The 15,404-nt window shown below is 65.4% G+C and carries 23 protein-coding genes and 1 tRNA gene; 3 read left to right on the top strand and 21 right to left on the bottom strand.

From position 1 onward, the window contains the following. Window positions 1–31 precede the first annotated feature (31 nt). A complete protein-coding gene (locus tag CAP38_RS00180; protein WP_086118888.1) occupies window positions 32–1,009 on the top strand; it encodes an NADPH:quinone reductase in 978 nt (325 codons plus the stop codon). Window positions 1,010–1,120: 111 nt separating this feature from the next. Next, window positions 1,121–2,689, top strand: a complete 1,569-nt coding sequence (locus CAP38_RS15555; protein ID WP_086118889.1) for a methyl-accepting chemotaxis protein — start codon at window positions 1,121–1,123, stop codon at window positions 2,687–2,689. A gap of 2 nt (window positions 2,690–2,691) precedes the next feature. On the opposite strand, the gene CAP38_RS00190 is transcribed toward CAP38_RS15555, so the two are convergent. Then, a complete protein-coding gene (locus CAP38_RS00190) occupies window positions 2,692–4,356 on the bottom strand; it encodes a PAS domain S-box protein (protein WP_086118890.1) in 1,665 nt (554 codons plus the stop codon). An 88-nt stretch (window positions 4,357–4,444) separates the two neighbouring features. Here CAP38_RS00190 and CAP38_RS15285 point away from each other — a divergent pair, with 88 nt between their 5' ends. Beyond that, complete coding sequence (locus CAP38_RS15285) at window positions 4,445–4,606, top strand: hypothetical protein (protein WP_179188408.1); 162 nt, start codon at window positions 4,445–4,447, stop codon at window positions 4,604–4,606. On the opposite strand, the gene CAP38_RS00195 is transcribed toward CAP38_RS15285, so the two are convergent. The 20 genes from CAP38_RS00195 to CAP38_RS00290 all read right to left on the bottom strand — a co-directional run bounded on the left by CAP38_RS00195 (window position 4,585) and on the right by CAP38_RS00290 (window position 15,394). Continuing rightward, window positions 4,585–4,661 (bottom strand) — tRNA-Met (locus CAP38_RS00195). The two genes, CAP38_RS15285 and CAP38_RS00195, sit on opposite strands and share 22 nt — an antisense overlap. A 17-nt stretch (window positions 4,662–4,678) precedes the next feature. Then, window positions 4,679–5,077, bottom strand: coding sequence for a 50S ribosomal protein L17 (gene rplQ, locus CAP38_RS00200; protein ID WP_086118891.1), 399 nt, complete (start codon window positions 5,075–5,077; stop codon window positions 4,679–4,681). Window positions 5,078–5,157: 80 nt separating this feature from the next. Beyond that, on the bottom strand, window positions 5,158–6,141 hold the full coding sequence (gene rpoA, locus CAP38_RS00205; RefSeq protein ID WP_086118892.1) for a DNA-directed RNA polymerase subunit alpha: 984 nt from the start codon (window positions 6,139–6,141) through the stop codon (window positions 5,158–5,160). A 94-nt stretch (window positions 6,142–6,235) separates the two neighbouring features. Continuing rightward, complete coding sequence (gene rpsD, locus CAP38_RS00210) at window positions 6,236–6,859, bottom strand: 30S ribosomal protein S4 (RefSeq protein WP_086118893.1); 624 nt, start codon at window positions 6,857–6,859, stop codon at window positions 6,236–6,238. Between the two features lie 183 nt (window positions 6,860–7,042). Beyond that, window positions 7,043–7,447, bottom strand: coding sequence for a 30S ribosomal protein S11 (rpsK, locus tag CAP38_RS00215; RefSeq protein WP_086118894.1), 405 nt, complete (start codon window positions 7,445–7,447; stop codon window positions 7,043–7,045). Between the two features lie 18 nt (window positions 7,448–7,465). Then, window positions 7,466–7,831: a 30S ribosomal protein S13 gene (gene rpsM / locus CAP38_RS00220; RefSeq protein ID WP_086118895.1), complete on the bottom strand. Its 366-nt coding sequence runs from the start codon at window positions 7,829–7,831 to the stop codon at window positions 7,466–7,468. A 22-nt stretch (window positions 7,832–7,853) separates the two neighbouring features. Then, window positions 7,854–7,967, bottom strand: a complete 114-nt coding sequence (rpmJ, locus tag CAP38_RS00225; RefSeq protein WP_084236402.1) for a 50S ribosomal protein L36 — start codon at window positions 7,965–7,967, stop codon at window positions 7,854–7,856. Between the two features lie 42 nt (window positions 7,968–8,009). Next, window positions 8,010–8,228 (bottom strand): translation initiation factor IF-1, encoded by a 219-nt coding sequence (gene infA, locus CAP38_RS00230; protein ID WP_086118896.1) that lies wholly within the window; start codon window positions 8,226–8,228, stop codon window positions 8,010–8,012. 6 nt (window positions 8,229–8,234) lie between these two features. After that, complete coding sequence (gene secY / locus CAP38_RS00235) at window positions 8,235–9,554, bottom strand: preprotein translocase subunit SecY (protein WP_086118897.1); 1,320 nt, start codon at window positions 9,552–9,554, stop codon at window positions 8,235–8,237. Window positions 9,555–9,577: 23 nt separating this feature from the next. Continuing rightward, window positions 9,578–10,009, bottom strand: coding sequence for a 50S ribosomal protein L15 (gene rplO / locus CAP38_RS00240; RefSeq protein ID WP_086118898.1), 432 nt, complete (start codon window positions 10,007–10,009; stop codon window positions 9,578–9,580). A gap of 14 nt (window positions 10,010–10,023) precedes the next feature. Next, complete coding sequence (gene rpmD, locus CAP38_RS00245) at window positions 10,024–10,206, bottom strand: 50S ribosomal protein L30 (RefSeq protein WP_086118899.1); 183 nt, start codon at window positions 10,204–10,206, stop codon at window positions 10,024–10,026. An 11-nt stretch (window positions 10,207–10,217) separates the two neighbouring features. Beyond that, complete coding sequence (gene rpsE / locus CAP38_RS00250; RefSeq protein ID WP_086118900.1) at window positions 10,218–10,736, bottom strand: 30S ribosomal protein S5; 519 nt, start codon at window positions 10,734–10,736, stop codon at window positions 10,218–10,220. A gap of 17 nt (window positions 10,737–10,753) precedes the next feature. Then, on the bottom strand, window positions 10,754–11,119 hold the full coding sequence (rplR, locus tag CAP38_RS00255; protein ID WP_086118901.1) for a 50S ribosomal protein L18: 366 nt from the start codon (window positions 11,117–11,119) through the stop codon (window positions 10,754–10,756). 11 nt (window positions 11,120–11,130) lie between these two features. Further along, window positions 11,131–11,664, bottom strand: coding sequence for a 50S ribosomal protein L6 (rplF, locus tag CAP38_RS00260; RefSeq protein WP_086118902.1), 534 nt, complete (start codon window positions 11,662–11,664; stop codon window positions 11,131–11,133). A 23-nt stretch (window positions 11,665–11,687) separates the two neighbouring features. Further along, on the bottom strand, window positions 11,688–12,083 hold the full coding sequence (gene rpsH, locus CAP38_RS00265) for a 30S ribosomal protein S8 (protein ID WP_086118903.1): 396 nt from the start codon (window positions 12,081–12,083) through the stop codon (window positions 11,688–11,690). Window positions 12,084–12,101: 18 nt separating this feature from the next. Then, the gene (gene rpsN, locus CAP38_RS00270) at window positions 12,102–12,407 is read right to left on the bottom strand and encodes a 30S ribosomal protein S14 (RefSeq protein ID WP_086118904.1); all 306 of its coding nucleotides are present in this window, start codon (window positions 12,405–12,407) and stop codon (window positions 12,102–12,104) included. Window positions 12,408–12,415: 8 nt separating this feature from the next. Beyond that, on the bottom strand, window positions 12,416–12,955 hold the full coding sequence (gene rplE, locus CAP38_RS00275; protein WP_086119684.1) for a 50S ribosomal protein L5: 540 nt from the start codon (window positions 12,953–12,955) through the stop codon (window positions 12,416–12,418). A gap of 2 nt (window positions 12,956–12,957) precedes the next feature. Continuing rightward, a complete protein-coding gene (gene rplX / locus CAP38_RS00280; RefSeq protein ID WP_086118905.1) occupies window positions 12,958–13,278 on the bottom strand; it encodes a 50S ribosomal protein L24 in 321 nt (106 codons plus the stop codon). Window positions 13,279–13,287: 9 nt separating this feature from the next. After that, window positions 13,288–13,656 carry a 50S ribosomal protein L14 gene (rplN, locus tag CAP38_RS00285; RefSeq protein ID WP_056268999.1) on the bottom strand — a complete coding sequence of 123 codons (369 nt, stop codon included), beginning with the start codon at window positions 13,654–13,656 and terminating at the stop codon, window positions 13,288–13,290. Between the two features lie 175 nt (window positions 13,657–13,831). Beyond that, a complete protein-coding gene (locus CAP38_RS00290) occupies window positions 13,832–15,394 on the bottom strand; it encodes a glycerol-3-phosphate dehydrogenase/oxidase (RefSeq protein WP_086118906.1) in 1,563 nt (520 codons plus the stop codon). Window positions 15,395–15,404: the final 10 nt, after the last annotated feature.

The raw sequence follows: 15,404 nt of genomic DNA on the forward strand, positions 1-15,404 counted from the left end.
CCGGCGCAGACCGGCTTTCTGGAGACCCGTCATGCAAGCAGCCTGGTATGAACGCAATGGCCCCGCCGAGGAGGTGCTGCAGGTCGGCGAATGGCCGACCCCGGAGCCGGGTCCGGGCGAGGTGCGGGTCCGGCTGGCCTGGTCGGGGGTCAACCCGTCCGATGTGAAGTCCCGTGCGCGGCGCCCCCTGATCGCCCCCCGCATCGTGCCCCACAGCGACGGCAGCGGCGTGATCGACGCCGTGGGAGCGGGCGTGCCGGCCGAGCGGCTGGGTCAGCGGGTCTGGACCTGGAACGGGCAGTGGCAGCGTCCCTTCGGCACCGCCGCCGGCTGCATCACCCTGCCTTCGGAACAGGCGGTGGACCTGCCCCCTTCGGTGTCGCTGGAGGCGGGCGCCTGCCTGGGCATTCCCGGGCTCACCGCGGTGCAGGCGGTTCGGCTGGCCCGGCCGATGGCCGGGCAGACGGTTCTGGTCACGGGCGCGGGCAACGCGGTCGGGCACCTGGTGGTGCAGCTGGTACGCCGGCTGGGCGCCCGCGTGATCGGCACCGCAGGCTCGGCCGCCCGACGGGAACTGGCGCTGCGCTCGGGTGCGACCGAGGTGCTGGACTACCGCCAGGCCGACACGCCGCGTCGGATCCGCGACCTCACCGGTGGCGCCGGGGTGGATCTCGTGATCGACATGGACTTCTCCGGCACGGCGGCCTGGCTGCCGCAGGGCATCCTGCGCCCGCACGGGCAACTGGTCTGCTACGGCTCCAACCAGCCCGGCGAGGTGACGGTCGACTTCCGCACCCTGCTGTTCCAGTCCATCGCCTGCCGGTTCTTCGTGGTCTATGAGCTGACGCCGGCCGATCGGGCCGCCTGCATCGCGGAACTGACATCGCTGCTGGAGGCCGGTGCGCTCGGCATCCAGCCCGGCGACCGTTTCGAGCTGTCGGCCATCGCCGACGCCCACCGGTGCGTGGAGGGCGGCGCATCGCTGGGCACCGTGCTGGTGGCCCCCTGAGCGGCGAAAAGCGGAAGAAACGCACACGGCATCCCCTGTTTGCCGTTTTGTCCCCTCAAGTGGGGACGACGACATCCGACATACCGGCATCACTTCTGGAGGGGATGCCCCATGTTCCGCAACATGAGTCTGGCCCAGCGCCTGCTGGCCATCAATGCCGTGATGATGCTCACCCTGCTCGGCACGGCGCTGACCGTGTGGGTGCTGATGGGCAACCTCAGCGCCGCGGCCAACCGGATCAACACGGTCAACGTGCCGCAGCTGCAGCGCATCGCCGACATCGAGCTCAACGTCACCCGGGTGTCGCTGCAGTTGCGGCACGCCATCCTCTCCCGCAATCCCGCCGAGATGGAAACGACCCTGGCCGACATTGCCGCCAAGCGGACCTTGCTGGAGCGTGAGCTGGAGCGGTTCGGCCAGGCCATGAACGACGAGGCCGGGCGCCAGGCCTTTGCCCCGCTGCCGGGCCTCATGGCGTCGTTCTGGAAGGCCGGCGAAGCCAATCTGGCGCTGATCCGTTCCGGCCAGCGGGCCGAGGCGTTTGCCTATCTGGTCGACACCACCATCCCGGCCCGCAACGCGCTGCTCGCACCGCTGGGTGAGGAGAAGGTGCGTCAGGGTCGCCAGCTGTCGGAGCGGGTTCAGGACATTGATGATTTCGCCGGCCTGGACCGGCTCATGGTGGTGGGTGCCGTGGGGTTCGCCTCGGTGGTGCTGGCCGGCCTGACGCTGTACCTGCGCCGCGTGACCCGGGATCTGGGCGCCGATCCGGCCGTGCTCAAGCAGGTGGCCCGGTCGGTCGCGGCAGGCGACCTGTCCATCGACATACCGCTGCGACCCGGCGACCAGGACAGCACGCTCGCCAACCTGAAGGCCATGGTCAACCAGCTCGAGATCTCGGTGCGGACGGTGCGGCAATGCGCCGATGCGGTGTCGCTGGGCAGCAGCGAGATCGCCAGCGGCAACAGCGACCTGTCCCAGCGCACCGAGAGCCAGGCCAGTGCACTGGAGGAAACCTCGGCCTCCATGGAACAGGTCGGCAGCACCGTGCAGCAGAACGCCGACAACGCCCAGACGGCCAACCAGCTGGCGGTCAACGCCTCCAGCATCACGGCCGAAGGGGGCCAGGTGGTCAACGAGGTGGTCGGCACCATGCGCGACATCGAACAGAGCGCGCGCCGCATCGGCGAGATCATCGGCGTCATCGACGGCATCGCCTTCCAGACCAACATCCTGGCCCTGAATGCCGCGGTGGAAGCGGCCCGTGCCGGCGAGCAGGGTCGGGGCTTTGCCGTGGTGGCCGGCGAGGTGCGCAACCTGGCCCAGCGCAGTGCAGAGGCAGCGAAGGAAGTGCGCAAGCTGATCATCGACAGCGTGGACCGTGTCGAAAAAGGCACGGCACTGGCCGACCGCGCCGGCGCCACCATGCAGGAGATCGTTGCCAGCATCCGCCGGGTGTCCGACATCGTCGGGGAGATCAGCGCGGCCAGCGCCGAACAGAGTTCGGGCGTGTCCCAGGTGGGCGAAGCCATCACCCAGATGGACCAGGCCACGCAGCAGAACGCGGCATTGGTGGAAGAGATGGCCGCCGCTGCCAGCAGCCTGCGCACCCAGGCCCGGCAGATGGTCGATGCGGTCGCCGTGTTCCGGCTGCGCGAGGCCGGCGCCCGCGCGGTCTGATCTCAGCGCAGCAGGTCGGCGATTTCCTTGGCCGACTCGGCGGAACGCCGTGACAGGCTGCGCACCTCCGCAGCCACCACCGAAAAGCCGCGGCCATGCTCCCCGGCACGGGCGGCCTCGATCGCGGCATTGAGCGACAGCAGGTTGGTCTGCATCGCCAGGCCGTTGATGCGGTCGACGGCGGTCTGGATGCGCTCCAGGGTCTGCTTGGTGGCGGTGATGTCGCTGGCATAGAGCACCAGCTTGCGCAGGCTGCCATCCATGTCCAGGGTCGGGTTGAAGCGGCCCGCCAGCCAGATCTTGCGTCCGGTCACCGTGCTGAGTTCCAGCTCCTGGGTGAGGGTGCCCTCCCGCATCAGGCGCGCACGGGCATCGCCGGACAACAGGGATGTGGCGATGCCCTCGAGCAACCGGCGCACCGGCTCGATCGATTCGGTCTGCAGCACGGCCAGCAGCATCGGGCTCACATCGATCAGGCGACCGCGCTCGTCCCAGTCGGCCGTGACCGAGGAGGCGCGGATCGCGGACAGGCGGGTGGCATCTTCCTGGGCCCGCATCTTGGTGGCGGTGATGTTGGCATTGACCGACACGTAGCGCTGCACCTGTCCCTGGGCATCCCGTATCGGGTTCACGGCCAGGGAGACCCAGTGCGGGGTTCCCTGCTTGTCGTAGTTGAGGATTTCTTCGTAAAAGGGTTTGCCCTGGGCCAGCATGGAGCGGATGCGCGCCACGGTGGCGGGATCGGTGCCGCGCCCCTGAAGCACGCTGCCCGGTTTGCGTCCCAGAATTTCCTGTGGCCCGTAACCGGTCAGCCGGGTGAATCCGGGATTGACGTATTCGGTCAGGCCCTGTGCGTCACAGATCAGCACCGCGTTGTCGGTTTCGTTCGCCACCAGCGACAACAGCTCCACCTGCTGACGCTGCACCACCATGCCGGTGATGTCGCTGGCGTACTTCACCACCTTGTACGGCTGGCCTGCCACGTCCCGGATCGGGGTGTAACTGGCCTGGATCCACACATCGCGTCCCGACTTGTGGCGCCGGCAGAACTCTCCCGAACGCGGCTCTCCGTGCCCGAGCTCCGACCAGAAGCGCCCGTACTCAGGACTGCGGGCTTCCTCCGGGTGCACGAACATGCGGTGGTGCTTCCCGATGACCTCATCCGCGGTGTAGCCCAGGGCCGCCAGGAAGTTGTCGTTGGCCTGGAGTATGGTCCCGTCCAGGGCGAACTCGATCACGGCCTGGGTCCGGTGGATGGCCGCCAGCTGGCTCTCGAGGTCATCGTCGCGCTGTTTGCGCAGGGTCGTGTCCTGCGCGAGCTTGATCACCCGGACCACCCGCCCGGTCGCCGAGCGCACCGGTATGTAGCTGGCCTGCAGCCAGACCACCCGGCCCTCGCGGGTGCGGCGTCTGAACTCGGCGCTCTGCGGCTGGCCGGCGGCCAGCGCCTCCCAGAAGCGACGGTAGTCCTCGCTCTCGCGCTCCTGGGGCTCGACGAACATCCGGTGGTGCTGACCCCGGATTTCCTCGATGCGGTATCCCATGAAATCCAGAAAGGCGGCATTGGCGTCCAGGATCACACCCTGCGGCGTGAACTGGATGGACGGCTGTGCGGCCATGATGGCGTCGAGCATGCGGCCGCTCAGGCCGATCGGATTCCAGGACATGGATGGCTCCTTGCAGAAGCCGTGGCTGCGAAGGAAGACGCGCCATGGACTCAGTGCTCATCGACCGGGACGATCCGGAAATGAAGCCTTGTCCGACATCCTGCAGCGCACGATCCGCATACGTCCTGTCATCGGGGGACACGACGGCCCGCCTCGCACCATGGGCGAGCGGGCACAAAAAAGCCCTCGTTTCCGAGGGCTTCATGCCAAGCTGCTGCTTGTCTGGTTTGGTTGCGCGGGCAAGATTTGAACTTGCGACCTTTGGGTTATGAGCCCAACGAGCTACCAGGCTGCTCCACCGCGCGTCAAGCCTTCTAGTATATCACGCCTTTTCGGCTTCACCGGCTGCATCGGCCTTTTCTTCGGCACGATCCACCAGTTCGATGTAGGCCATCGGGGCGTTGTCGCCCACGCGGAAGCCCATCTTCAGGATGCGGGTGTAGCCGCCCGGACGCGCCTTGAAGCGCGGGCCCAGCTCGTCGAACAGCTTGACCACGACATCGCGGTCACGCAGACGGTCGAAGGCCAGGCGGCGGTTGGCCACCGTGGGCACCTTGGCCAGGGTGATCATGCGCTCGACGACGCGGCGCAGTTCCTTGGCCTTGGGCACCGTGGTCTTGATGGCCTCGTGCGTGAGCAGCGAGTTCATCATGTTGCGCAGCATCGCCTGGCGGTGCTCGCTGGTGCGGTTGAGTTTGCGAAGTCCGTGTCCGTGACGCATGGTGATGTCCTTTCAGTGTTTTGCCCCCAGCCGGATCAGGTACTGGGGGGACGTCAGGTGGGGGCGGAAACCCCCGTCTTTCAGTGTTTGTCGAGGCCGGCCGGCGGCCAGTTCTCGAGCTTCATGCCCAAGGTCAGGCCGCGCGAGGCGAGCACTTCCTTGATCTCGTTGAGCGACTTGCGACCCAGGTTGGGGGTCTTGAGCAGCTCGTTCTCGGTGCGCTGGATCAGGTCACCGATGTAATAGATGTTCTCGGCCTTCAGGCAGTTGGCCGAACGCACGGTGAGCTCCAGCTCGTCGACCGGGCGCAGCAGGATCGGATCGAACTGCTGCGGGTTGCGGGTGGGCTCGGACGAGGGGAAGATCTCGGCGCCTTCCAGGTGGGCGAACACGGCCAGCTGCTCGACCAGGATCTTGGCCGATGCGCGCACGGCTTCTTCCGGGCCGATGGAACCGTTGGTCTCGATCTCGAGCACCAGCTTGTCCAGATCGGTGCGCTGCTCCACGCGGGCGCTTTCCACGGTGTAGCTCACCCGCTTGACCGGCGAGAACGACGCGTCGAGGATGATGCGGCCGATGGAACGTGACTGCTCGTCGCCACGGCGCAGGCTGCCAGGCACATAGCCACGGCCCTTTTCCACCTTGATCTGCATGTCCAGCTTGGCGCCGGCCGACAGGGTGGCGATCACGTGACCGGGATTGACGATCTCGACATCGTGCGGCGTCTGGATGTCGGCCGCCGTCACGACGCCCTCACCGTCCTTGCGCAGGCTCAGCGTCACCTCGTCGCGGTTGTGGAGCTTGAACACCACGCCCTTGAGGTTGAGCAGCATGTTGACGACGTCTTCCTGCACGCCGTCGATGGAGGAGTACTCGTGCACCACACCGGCGATCGTCACCTCGGTCGGGGCGTGACCCACCATCGACGACAGCAGCACGCGGCGCAGCGCGTTGCCCAGCGTGTGGCCGTAGCCACGCTCGAAGGGCTCCAGGGTCACCTTGGCGCGGTTGGCCGAGACTTGCTCGACATTGATGGTTTTGGGCTTGAGCAGATTGTTCAGCATTCAGACTTCCTTCAGGACCCTCGGCTCGTTACACCGATAAGGCAGACGGAGCATGGCCCGCCAGGCACCACCGGGGCGCCCGCCGGGAACGGGATTAACGCGAATACAGTTCGACGATCAGCGATTCGTTGATGTCCGAACCGAACTCGTCGCGGTCGGGCGACTTCTTGAACACGCCTTCGACCTTGTCGACCGACACGTCGACCCAGCCGGGGAAGCCGATCTGCTTGGCCAGCTCGAGGGCTTCGACCACGCGCGCCTGCTTCTTGGACTTCTCGCGCACGGCGATGACGTCACCGGCCTTGACGCTGAACGACGGGATGTTGACCGACTTGCCGTTCACGGTGATCGCCTTGTGCGACACCATCTGGCGGGCTTCGGCGCGGGTGGAGGCAAAACCCATGCGGAACACGACGTTGTCCAGGCGGGACTCGAGCAGCTCCAGCAGGTTGGAGCCGGTGTTGCCGCGGCGGCGGTCGGCTTCGGCGAAGTAGCGGCGGAACTGGCGCTCCAGCACGCCATAGGTGCGCTTGACCTTCTGCTTCTCACGGAGCTGCAGGCCGAAATCGGAGGTGCGCTGACCGGAGGTGCGGCCGTGCTGGCCGGGCTTGGAGTCGAACTTGGCCTTGTCGCTGATCGAGCGGCGCGCGCTCTTGAGCAGCAGGTCGGAGCCTTCACGGCGGGAAAGTTTGGCCTTGGGGCCGAGGTAACGTGCCACGTGGATATCCTTGGTTTAATCTGCCGCGACCGGCCCGACACAAGGTCAGAGGTCATCGCGGGAGCCTTCCGCTGAGTGCGGGGGCGGTGGGCTTAACAACAACACCACCGCAGGGGACTGCGGTGGTGATCGGGAAAACCCCGGAGTATAGCGCGGCGACGCGCCACAACCCGGGATGGGGGATCAGATGCGGCGGCGCTTCTGGGGGCGGCAGCCGTTGTGCGGCACCGGGGTCACGTCGGAGATGGACGTGATGCGGATGCCCAGGGCGCCGAGGGCGCGCACGGACGACTCGCGGCCCGGACCGGGACCCTTGATCTCGACGTCCAGGTTCTTGATGCCCTGTTCCTGTGCAGCACGGCCGGCCACCTCGGAGGCCACCTGGGCGGCAAAGGGCGTCGACTTGCGCGAACCCTTGAAGCCCTGACCACCCGAAGAGGCCCACGACAGTGCGTTGCCCTGGCGGTCGGTGATGGTGATGATGGTGTTGTTGAACGAGGCGTGAACGTGCGCGATGCCGTCAGCAATGTTCTTGCGAACCTTCTTGCGGACGCGGGCGGCTGCGCTGCTGGAGGGAGACTTGGCCATGGGGATCCTTCAATCCAATTATTTCTTCAGCGACTGGGCGGCTTTGCGCGGACCCTTGCGCGTACGGGCGTTGGTCTTGGTCCGCTGACCACGCAGCGGCAGACCACGGCGGTGACGGAAGCCGCGGTAGCAGCCAATGTCCATCAGACGCTTGATGTTCATGGTGGTCTCGCGACGCAGGTCACCTTCGATGGTGAAGGTGCCGACCTGTTCACGAACCTTTTCGAGTTCGGCGTCGGTCAGATCCTTGATCTTCTTGTCGTAGGCAATGCCGCAGGCTTCGCAGATCTTGCGAGCACGGGTGCGGCCGATGCCGAAAATGGCCGTCAAGCCGATCTCGGCGTGCTTGTGCGGCGGAATGTTGATACCTGCAATACGAGCCATGATGGTCCTCTAACTTAACCTGTCAGCCTTGACGCTGCTTGTGACGCGGGTCGGTGCAAATCACACGCACGATGCCGTGGCGCTTGATGATCTTACAGTTGCGGCACATTTTCTTGACCGAAGCCGAAACTCTCATTGTCTTCTCCTAGAAATTCAAAAACATTCGTTGCCGAAGCGCTCATTTCGAGCGGAATACGATCCTTGCCCGGGTGAGGTCGTAGGGCGTGAGCTCGACTTTCACCTTGTCCCCCGGCAGGATGCGGATGTAATGCATGCGCATCTTGCCGGATATGTGTCCCAGAACCACGTGGCCGTTTTCGAGCTTGACCCGAAAAGTTGCGTTGGGGAGGTTTTCAATCACCTCACCCTGCATCTCGATCACATCATCCTTGGCCATAACAAATCAATTGCCGAGGGAGGTTTTGAAATTGGCCTTTTTCAACAGCGATTCGTATTGCTGGGACATCAGGTAGTTCTGCACCTGGGCCATGAAGTCCATGGTCACCACCACGATGATCAGCAGGGACGTACCGCCAAAATAGAAAGGCACGTTGTATTCGAGGATCAGGAACTCCGGCAGCAGACACACCGCCGTGATGTAGACCGCTCCGGCCAGCGTCAGACGCAGCAGGATCTTGTCGATGTAGCGGGCCGTCTGGTCGCCGGGACGAATGCCGGGGATGAAGGCGCCGCTCTTCTTCAGGTTGTCGGCGGTTTCCCGGCTGTTGAAGACCAGGGCCGTGTAGAAGAAGCAGAAGAAAACGATGGCGGCAGCGTACAGGGCCACATAGATCGGCTGGCCCGGCGACAGCGCCGACGCGATGTCGCGCAACCAGCGGGTGGAGTCACCGGTGCTGACCCAGCTGACGATGGTGGTCGGCAGCAGGATGATCGACGATGCGAAGATGGGCGGGATCACGCCGGCCATGTTGAGCTTGAGCGGCAGGTGCGACGATTGACCGCCATACACCTTGTTGCCCACCTGACGGCGTGCGTAGTTCACCAGGATCTTGCGCTGGCCACGCTCGACGAACACCACGAAGTAGGTGACCAGGATCACCAGTGCGATGATGAACAGCGACACCAGGATGCTCATGGCGCCGGTGCGCACCAGCTCCAGAAGGCCGCCGATGGCATTGGGCAAGCCCGCAGCAATGCCGGCAAAGATCAGGATGGAGATGCCGTTGCCCAGACCACGCTCGGTGATCTGCTCGCCCAGCCACATCAGGAACATGGTGCCAGCGACCAGGCTGACCACGGCAGTGAGGCGGAAGCCCATGCCGGGGTCGATCACCAGGCCGGCCTGGCCTTCGAGGGCCAGGGCGATGCCCATGGCCTGGAAGATCGCCAGACCCAGGGTGCCGAAACGCGTGTACTGCGTGATCTTGCGGCGACCGGCCTCGCCCTCTTTCTTCAGCTGCTCGAATGCGGGGACCACATAGGTCATGAGCTGCATGATGATCGAGGCCGAGATGTACGGCATGATGCCGAGCGCGAACACCGTGAACCGGGACAGCGCGCCGCCCGAGAACATGTTGAACAGGCTCAGGATGCCGCCCTGCTGCCCCTTGAACAGCTGCTCCAGCTGCGCCGGGTCGATGCCCGGCACAGGGATGTGGGCGCCAATGCGGTACACCACCAGCGCCAGCAACAGGAATACCAGCCGGCGACGCAGGTCACCGAACTTTCCGGTCTTGGCGAGAGAGGGGTTGCCAGTAGCCACAGATGGGTTCCGTCAGATCGGTATCAGGCCACGCTGCCGCCGGCTGCCTCGATGGCGGCCTTGGCACCTGCGGTGGCGGCGATGTCCTTGAGGGTCACGGCGCGGGTGATCTCGCCGGTCTTGATGACCTTCACGCGCTTGGCGAGGTTGGCCACCAAGCCAGCCTGCTTCAGCACGAGCACGTCGATCTCGGCGACATCCAGACCGTTCAGGTCGGACAGGGTCACTTCCGCATTGAACTGCAGCAGGGCGGACTTGAAACCGCGCTTGGGCAGACGCCGCTGCAGCGGCATCTGACCGCCTTCGAAGCCGACCTTGTGGTAGCCGCCCGAGCGGGATTTCTGGCCCTTGTGACCGCGACCGGCGGTCTTGCCCAGGCCGGAGCCGATGCCACGACCCACGCGACGCTTGGCGTGCTTGGCGCCGCTGGCGGGCTTGATGGTGTTGAGTTGCATGTCAGGGGCTCCGATCAGAGGACTTTGACCAGGTAGCTGATCTTGTTGATCATGCCGCGCACGGCCGGGGTGTCCTGCAGCTCGCTCACGCTGTTGAGCTTGCGCAGACCCAGGCCGCGCACGGTGGCGCGGTGGTCCTGCTTGCAGCCGATGGGGCTGCGGACCAGCTGGACTTTGACGGTGGTTTGGGTGGTCATGGTCGTTCCTATCAACCCAGGATGTCTTCCACCGACTTGCCGCGCTTGGCAGCGACGTCGGCGGGAGTGGTCGAGTTCTTCAGGGCGTCCAGGGTGGCGCGCACGAGGTTGTACGGGTTGCTCGAGCCATGGCTCTTGGCCACGACGTCGGTCACACCCAGCACCTCGAACACGGCACGCATCGGACCGCCGGCGATGATGCCGGTACCCTTGACGGCGGGCAGCATCATGACGTTGGCGGCACCGTGCTCACCGGTCACGCTGTGGTGCAGCGAACCGTTGCGCAGGGACACCTTGATCATGTTGCGGCGGGCCTGCTCCATGGCCTTCTGCACGGCCACGGGCACTTCGCGGGCCTTGCCCTTGCCCATGCCGACGCGGCCGTCGCCGTCACCGACCACGGTCAGTGCTGCGAAACCGAGGATGCGACCGCCCTTGACCACCTTGGTCACGCGGTTGATCGCGATCATCTTCTCGCGCAGACCGTCGTCGTTCGCTTCGTTCTTGATGTTTGCCTGAAATTTAGCCATTTTGGTATCCCGTCCGATCAGAACTGCAGGCCGGCTTCACGGGCTGCGTCGGCCAGAGCCTTGACGCGACCGTGGTAGGCGAAGCCGGAGCGGTCGAAGGCGACCTTCTCGATGCCGGCAGCCTTGGCCTTTTCAGCGATGCGCTTGCCGATCAGTGCTGCGGCAGCGGCGTTGCCGCCCTTGCCGGAGGCACCCAGCTGGGCGCGGACTTCGGCTTCGGCGGTCGAGGCCGAAGCCAGCACACGGGAACCGTCGTCGGAAATGACGTTGGCGTAGATGTGCAGGTTGGTGCGGTTGACCGTCAGACGCACGGCGCCCTGCTGGGCGATGCGGATGCGGGTCTGACGGGCGCGGCGCAGGCGTTGCTCTTTTTTGGTCAACATGATCGGCGTCCTTATTTCTTCTTGGTTTCCTTGATCACGACCTTCTCATCCGCATAACGGATGCCCTTGCCCTTGTAGGGCTCGGGAGGACGGACCGCACGGACCTCGGAAGCCACCTGACCCACGCGCTGGCGGTCGGCACCCTTGATGACGATTTCGGTGGGCGTCGGGGTTGCCACCTGGATGCCGGCCGGCATATCGATGACCACCGGGTGGGAATAGCCCACGTTCAGGTTGAGCTTGGTGCCCTGGGCCTGGGCCTTGTAGCCCACGCCGATCAGGGTCAGCTTCTTCTCGAAGCCCTTGCTCACACCGTTGACCATGTTGTTCACCAGCTGGCGCAGGGTGCCGGACATGGCATTGGCCTCGCGGGACTCGTCGACCGGGACGAAGGTCAGCGAACCTGCCTTGTTCTCGATCTTCACCAGCGGGTTCAGGTTCAGGCTGAGGGCGCCCAGGGCACCCTTGACGTTCACCTGCGTGTCGTTCACCGCGACGTCGATCCCTGCGGGAACGACGACGGGCAGTTTTCCAATACGTGACATTCAGTCTCTCCTCAATGCCCGCGTCAGGCGACGTAACACAGGACTTCGCCACCCACGCCGGAGGCGCGGGCCTTGCGATCGGTCATCACGCCCTTCGGGGTGGTGACGATAGCGACGCCCAGACCGTTCATGACCTGGGGGATGGCGTCACGGCCGCGGTAGATGCGCAGGCCGGGACGGCTCACGCGCTCGATGCGCTCGATGACGGGACGGCCGGCGTAGTACTTGAGGGAAATCTCGAGTTCGCTCTTGCCGCCGTCGGTCTTGACCTGGAAGCCGTCGATGTAGCCTTCGTCCTTCAGGACCTGGGCAATGGCAGCCTTGACTTTGGAAGACGGCATCGAAACGGAGGCCTTTTCAACGGCCTGCGCATTCCGGATGCGGGTCAACATGTCGGCGATAGGATCACTCATGCTCATGTGGGTTTCTCCTATGGCTTACCAGCTGGCTTTGGTCACGCCAGGGATCTCGCCGGCAAATGCCATCTCGCGAACCTTGGCACGGGCCAGACCGAAGTAGTTGAAGGTGCCGCGCGGACGACCGGTGATCTCGCAGCGGTTGCGCTGGCGGGTCGGGTTGGCGTTGCGGGGCAGTTTCTGCAGAGCCAGGCGAGCGGCGTCGCGCTCCTCGTCGGAACGCTTGGCGTCGCCGGCGATGGCCTTGAGCTCGTTGTATTTGTTGGCGAACTTGGCGGCGAGCTTCTCGCGCTTGAGTTCACGTTGGAGTAGTGCTTGTTTAGCCACGCGCCACCTCAGTTCTTGAACGGGAAACGGAAACCAGCCAGCAGTGCCTTGCACTCTTCGTCGGTCTTGGCGGTTGTCGTGATGCTGATGTTCAGGCCGCGCAGGGCATCGACCTTGTCGTACTCGATCTCGGGGAAGATGATCTGTTCCTTGACGCCGATGTTGTAGTTGCCACGGCCATCGAAGGAACGACCCGAGATGCCGCGGAAGTCGCGCACGCGGGGCAGGGCCACGGTGACGAAGCGGTCCAGGAATTCGTACATGCGGGCGCCACGCAGGGTGACCATGCAGCCGATGGGCTGCTGCTCGCGGATCTTGAAGCCGGCGATGGCCTTCTTGGCCTTGGTGACCACCGGCTTCTGGCCGGAGATCTTGGTCAGGTCGCCCACGGCGTTGTCCATGACCTTCTTGTCGGCCACGGCCTCGCTCACGCCCATGTTCAGCGTGATCTTGGTGATGCGAGGCACCTCCATGACCGACTTGTAGCCAAACTTGGTGACCAGCTCGGGTGCGACCTTGTCGCGGTAGATGTCTTGAAAGCGTGCCATGGTCATGCCACCTTGATCTCTTCGCCGCTGGACTTGAAGACGCGCACTTTCTTGCCGTCAGCCAGGAGCTTGATGCCCACGCGATCTGCCTTGCCCGTGGCACCATTGAAGATGGCGATGTTGGACTGGTGGATGGGCATGGTTTTTTCGATGATGCCGCCGGTCACACCCTTCATGGGGTTCGGCTTGGCGTGCTTCTTGACGATGTTCACGCCTTCGACGACCAGCTTGCTGTCGTCGGCACGGAGCACGACCTTGCCGCGCTTGCCCTTGTCGCGTCCTGCGATCACGATGACTTCGTCACCACTGCGAATCTTGTTCATGATGATTCCTCAGAGAACCTCGGGCGCCAGCGACACGATCTTCATGAACTTTTCGGTGCGCAGCTCGCGCGTCACCGGTCCGAAGATGCGGGTGCCGATGGGCTCCAGCTTGGCGTTGAGCAACACAGCGGCGTTGCCATCGAATTTGATCAGGGCGCCGTCCTGACGACGGATGCCCTTGGCGGTGCGGACCACCACAGCGTTGTAAACCTCGCCTTTTTTGACGCGGCCACGGGGCGCTGCTTCTTTGATGGTGACCTTGATGACGTCGCCCACGCTGGCGTAACGCCGCTTGGAGCCGCCGAGCACCTTGATGCACATCACGGACTTGGCACCCGTGTTGTCAGCAACATCGAGTCGAGATTGCGTTTGGATCATTTGATTTAAGTCCCAACTTGAATCCCTACAGCCACCGTGGCCGGAGGTGATCAGTCTTGGGCCCGTCGTACAGGCAGCAACCGGTGTTTGACGCCGGCCACCACCCTTCGGTGGGCAGAAAGCTATCCGCTTTTTAAAGCGAAGCCGCGCAGTATGGCATGCCCGCCAGCGGCTGTCAAGCGATGGGCAGGTAGCGCCGGCACAACGCGAGGAAGTCCTCGAGATCGGCCGCCGGCCGGGCCGGCAGGCCGGCACGGGCGGCCTCCGCGGCCAGCAGCGCAGCCACGGCAGGGGCCATGCGGGCGGCTTCGGTCGCGTCCAGGAAGAGGGACCGCCAGCGGCGGGCCAGCACGTCCTCGACGGTGCGGGCATGCTCGTGCCGGAAGGCGTAGCGCACCATGGCGTCGGTGAGGCCCATGCCCAGAGGGGTCGAGTCGCCACAGGCGCTCACCGCCGGCGCTTCTGCACCAAAAATGTGCATTCCGGGTTCGGCATGCAGCGGCATGGCGGGAGCGCCGACGTCGGGAGCCCCCATCAGGGCATGGCGCTGCGTCTGGCCACCGGCGCGGGCGGGCAGCAGGCCGGCCTGGAAGCACCGGGTCATCACATCGTCGGCCATGGCCCGGTAGGTGGTCCATTTGCCGCCGGTGACCGTGACCATGCGCCCGTCGATGACGATGGTGTGCTCCCGGGACAGGGTCCGGGTCTCGCCCTCGTCGGCCGCAGGCGGGGCGACCAGCGGGCGCAGACCGACCCACAGACTGCGGATGTCGCGGCGGCGCACCGGGCGGCTCAGGGCCTTGCCGGCCTCGCTGAGGATGAAATCCAGTTCTTCGGCAAACGCATCGGGCTCCCGGGGCAGATCGCTGCGGGGTGTGTCGGTGGTGCCCAGGATCAGCTTGCCCAGCCAGGGCACGGCGAACAGCACGCGGCCATCTCGGGTCCGGGGCACCAGCAGGGCGTGGCGGCCGGGCATGAAATCGCGGTCGACCACCACGTGCACGCCCTGGCTGGGACTGACCATGCGCGACGGCGTGCCGGCGGCGCTGCGCAAGGCGTCGACCCAGACGCCGGTGGCATTGACGACGCAGCGGGCGCGCACGCTGCGCTCGGCGCCGCCCAGGCGGTCTTTCAGGGTGGCCCGGGTCAGGTCGGCGTCGGGCCGCAGGCCGGTGACCTCCAGGTAATTGAACAGGCGGCCGCCGGCCGCCTCGGCGGTGCGGGCCAGGGCCAGCGCCAGCCGGGCATCGTCGAACTGACCGTCCCAGTACTGCACGCCGCCGCGCAGGCCGCGCTCCTGCACCCCCGGCAGGGCCTGCAGCGCCTCGGCGCGCGAGAGGAATTCGGTGCGGCCCAGACCGGCCTTGCCGGCCAGCAGGTCATAGAGCTTGAGGCCCAGGCCATAAAAAGGCGTCTGCCACCAGCGGTACGACGGCATGACGAAGGGCAGCGGCTGCGCCAGATGGGGCGCCACGCTGAGCACGGTGGCGCGTTCGGCCAGGGCTTCCCGCACCAGCGAGAGGTTGCCCTGGGCCAGGTAACGCACGCCGCCGTGCAGCAATTTGGTGGAGCGGGAGGACGTGCCGCCCGCAAAGTCGTGCGACTCGGCCAGCACGACCGAAAAACCCCGCAGGACCGCGTCGAGCGCCACGCCCAGCCCGGTCGCACCGCCGCCGACGACCAGCAGGTCGACGGGCTCGTCGGGCGACAGGGTGGCGAGGCGCTCTTCGCGGATCATGCGGGTCCCG

Source organism: Hydrogenophaga sp. IBVHS2 (assembly GCF_002127215.1).
GTDB lineage: Bacteria > Pseudomonadota > Gammaproteobacteria > Burkholderiales > Burkholderiaceae_C > Hydrogenophaga.

Excerpts from the sequence above, each read along its gene's own strand:
- rpsM (WP_086118895.1), bottom strand. The coding sequence starts at position 7,831 with ATGGCTCGTATTGCAGGTATCAACATTCCGCCGCACAAGCACGCCGAG.
- rpoA (WP_086118892.1), bottom strand. The coding sequence starts at position 6,141 with ATGCTGAACAATCTGCTCAAGCCCAAAACCATCAATGTCGAGCAAGTC.
- rpsE (WP_086118900.1), bottom strand. The coding sequence starts at position 10,736 with ATGGCTAAATTTCAGGCAAACATCAAGAACGAAGCGAACGACGACGGT.
- rplO (WP_086118898.1), bottom strand. The coding sequence starts at position 10,009 with ATGCAACTCAACACCATCAAGCCCGCCAGCGGCGCCAAGCACGCCAAG.
- rpsH (WP_086118903.1), bottom strand. The coding sequence starts at position 12,083 with ATGAGCATGAGTGATCCTATCGCCGACATGTTGACCCGCATCCGGAAT.
- rplQ (WP_086118891.1), bottom strand. The coding sequence starts at position 5,077 with ATGCGTCACGGACACGGACTTCGCAAACTCAACCGCACCAGCGAGCAC.
- CAP38_RS15555 (WP_086118889.1), top strand. The coding sequence starts at position 1,121 with ATGTTCCGCAACATGAGTCTGGCCCAGCGCCTGCTGGCCATCAATGCC.
- rplF (WP_086118902.1), bottom strand. The coding sequence starts at position 11,664 with ATGTCACGTATTGGAAAACTGCCCGTCGTCGTTCCCGCAGGGATCGAC.
- rpsK (WP_086118894.1), bottom strand. The coding sequence starts at position 7,447 with ATGGCCAAGTCTCCCTCCAGCAGCGCAGCCGCCCGCGTCCGCAAGAAG.
- rpmD (WP_086118899.1), bottom strand. The coding sequence starts at position 10,206 with ATGACCACCCAAACCACCGTCAAAGTCCAGCTGGTCCGCAGCCCCATC.
- rpmJ (WP_084236402.1), bottom strand. The coding sequence starts at position 7,967 with ATGAGAGTTTCGGCTTCGGTCAAGAAAATGTGCCGCAACTGTAAGATC.
- CAP38_RS00190 (WP_086118890.1), bottom strand. The coding sequence starts at position 4,356 with ATGTCCTGGAATCCGATCGGCCTGAGCGGCCGCATGCTCGACGCCATC.
- CAP38_RS00180 (WP_086118888.1), top strand. The coding sequence starts at position 32 with ATGCAAGCAGCCTGGTATGAACGCAATGGCCCCGCCGAGGAGGTGCTG.
- rplR (WP_086118901.1), bottom strand. The coding sequence starts at position 11,119 with ATGTTGACCAAAAAAGAGCAACGCCTGCGCCGCGCCCGTCAGACCCGC.
- rplE (WP_086119684.1), bottom strand. The coding sequence starts at position 12,955 with ATGGCACGCTTTCAAGACATCTACCGCGACAAGGTCGCACCCGAGCTG.
- rplX (WP_086118905.1), bottom strand. The coding sequence starts at position 13,278 with ATGAACAAGATTCGCAGTGGTGACGAAGTCATCGTGATCGCAGGACGC.
- CAP38_RS00290 (WP_086118906.1), bottom strand. The coding sequence starts at position 15,394 with ATGATCCGCGAAGAGCGCCTCGCCACCCTGTCGCCCGACGAGCCCGTC.
- infA (WP_086118896.1), bottom strand. The coding sequence starts at position 8,228 with ATGGCCAAGGATGATGTGATCGAGATGCAGGGTGAGGTGATTGAAAAC.
- rplN (WP_056268999.1), bottom strand. The coding sequence starts at position 13,656 with ATGATCCAAACGCAATCTCGACTCGATGTTGCTGACAACACGGGTGCC.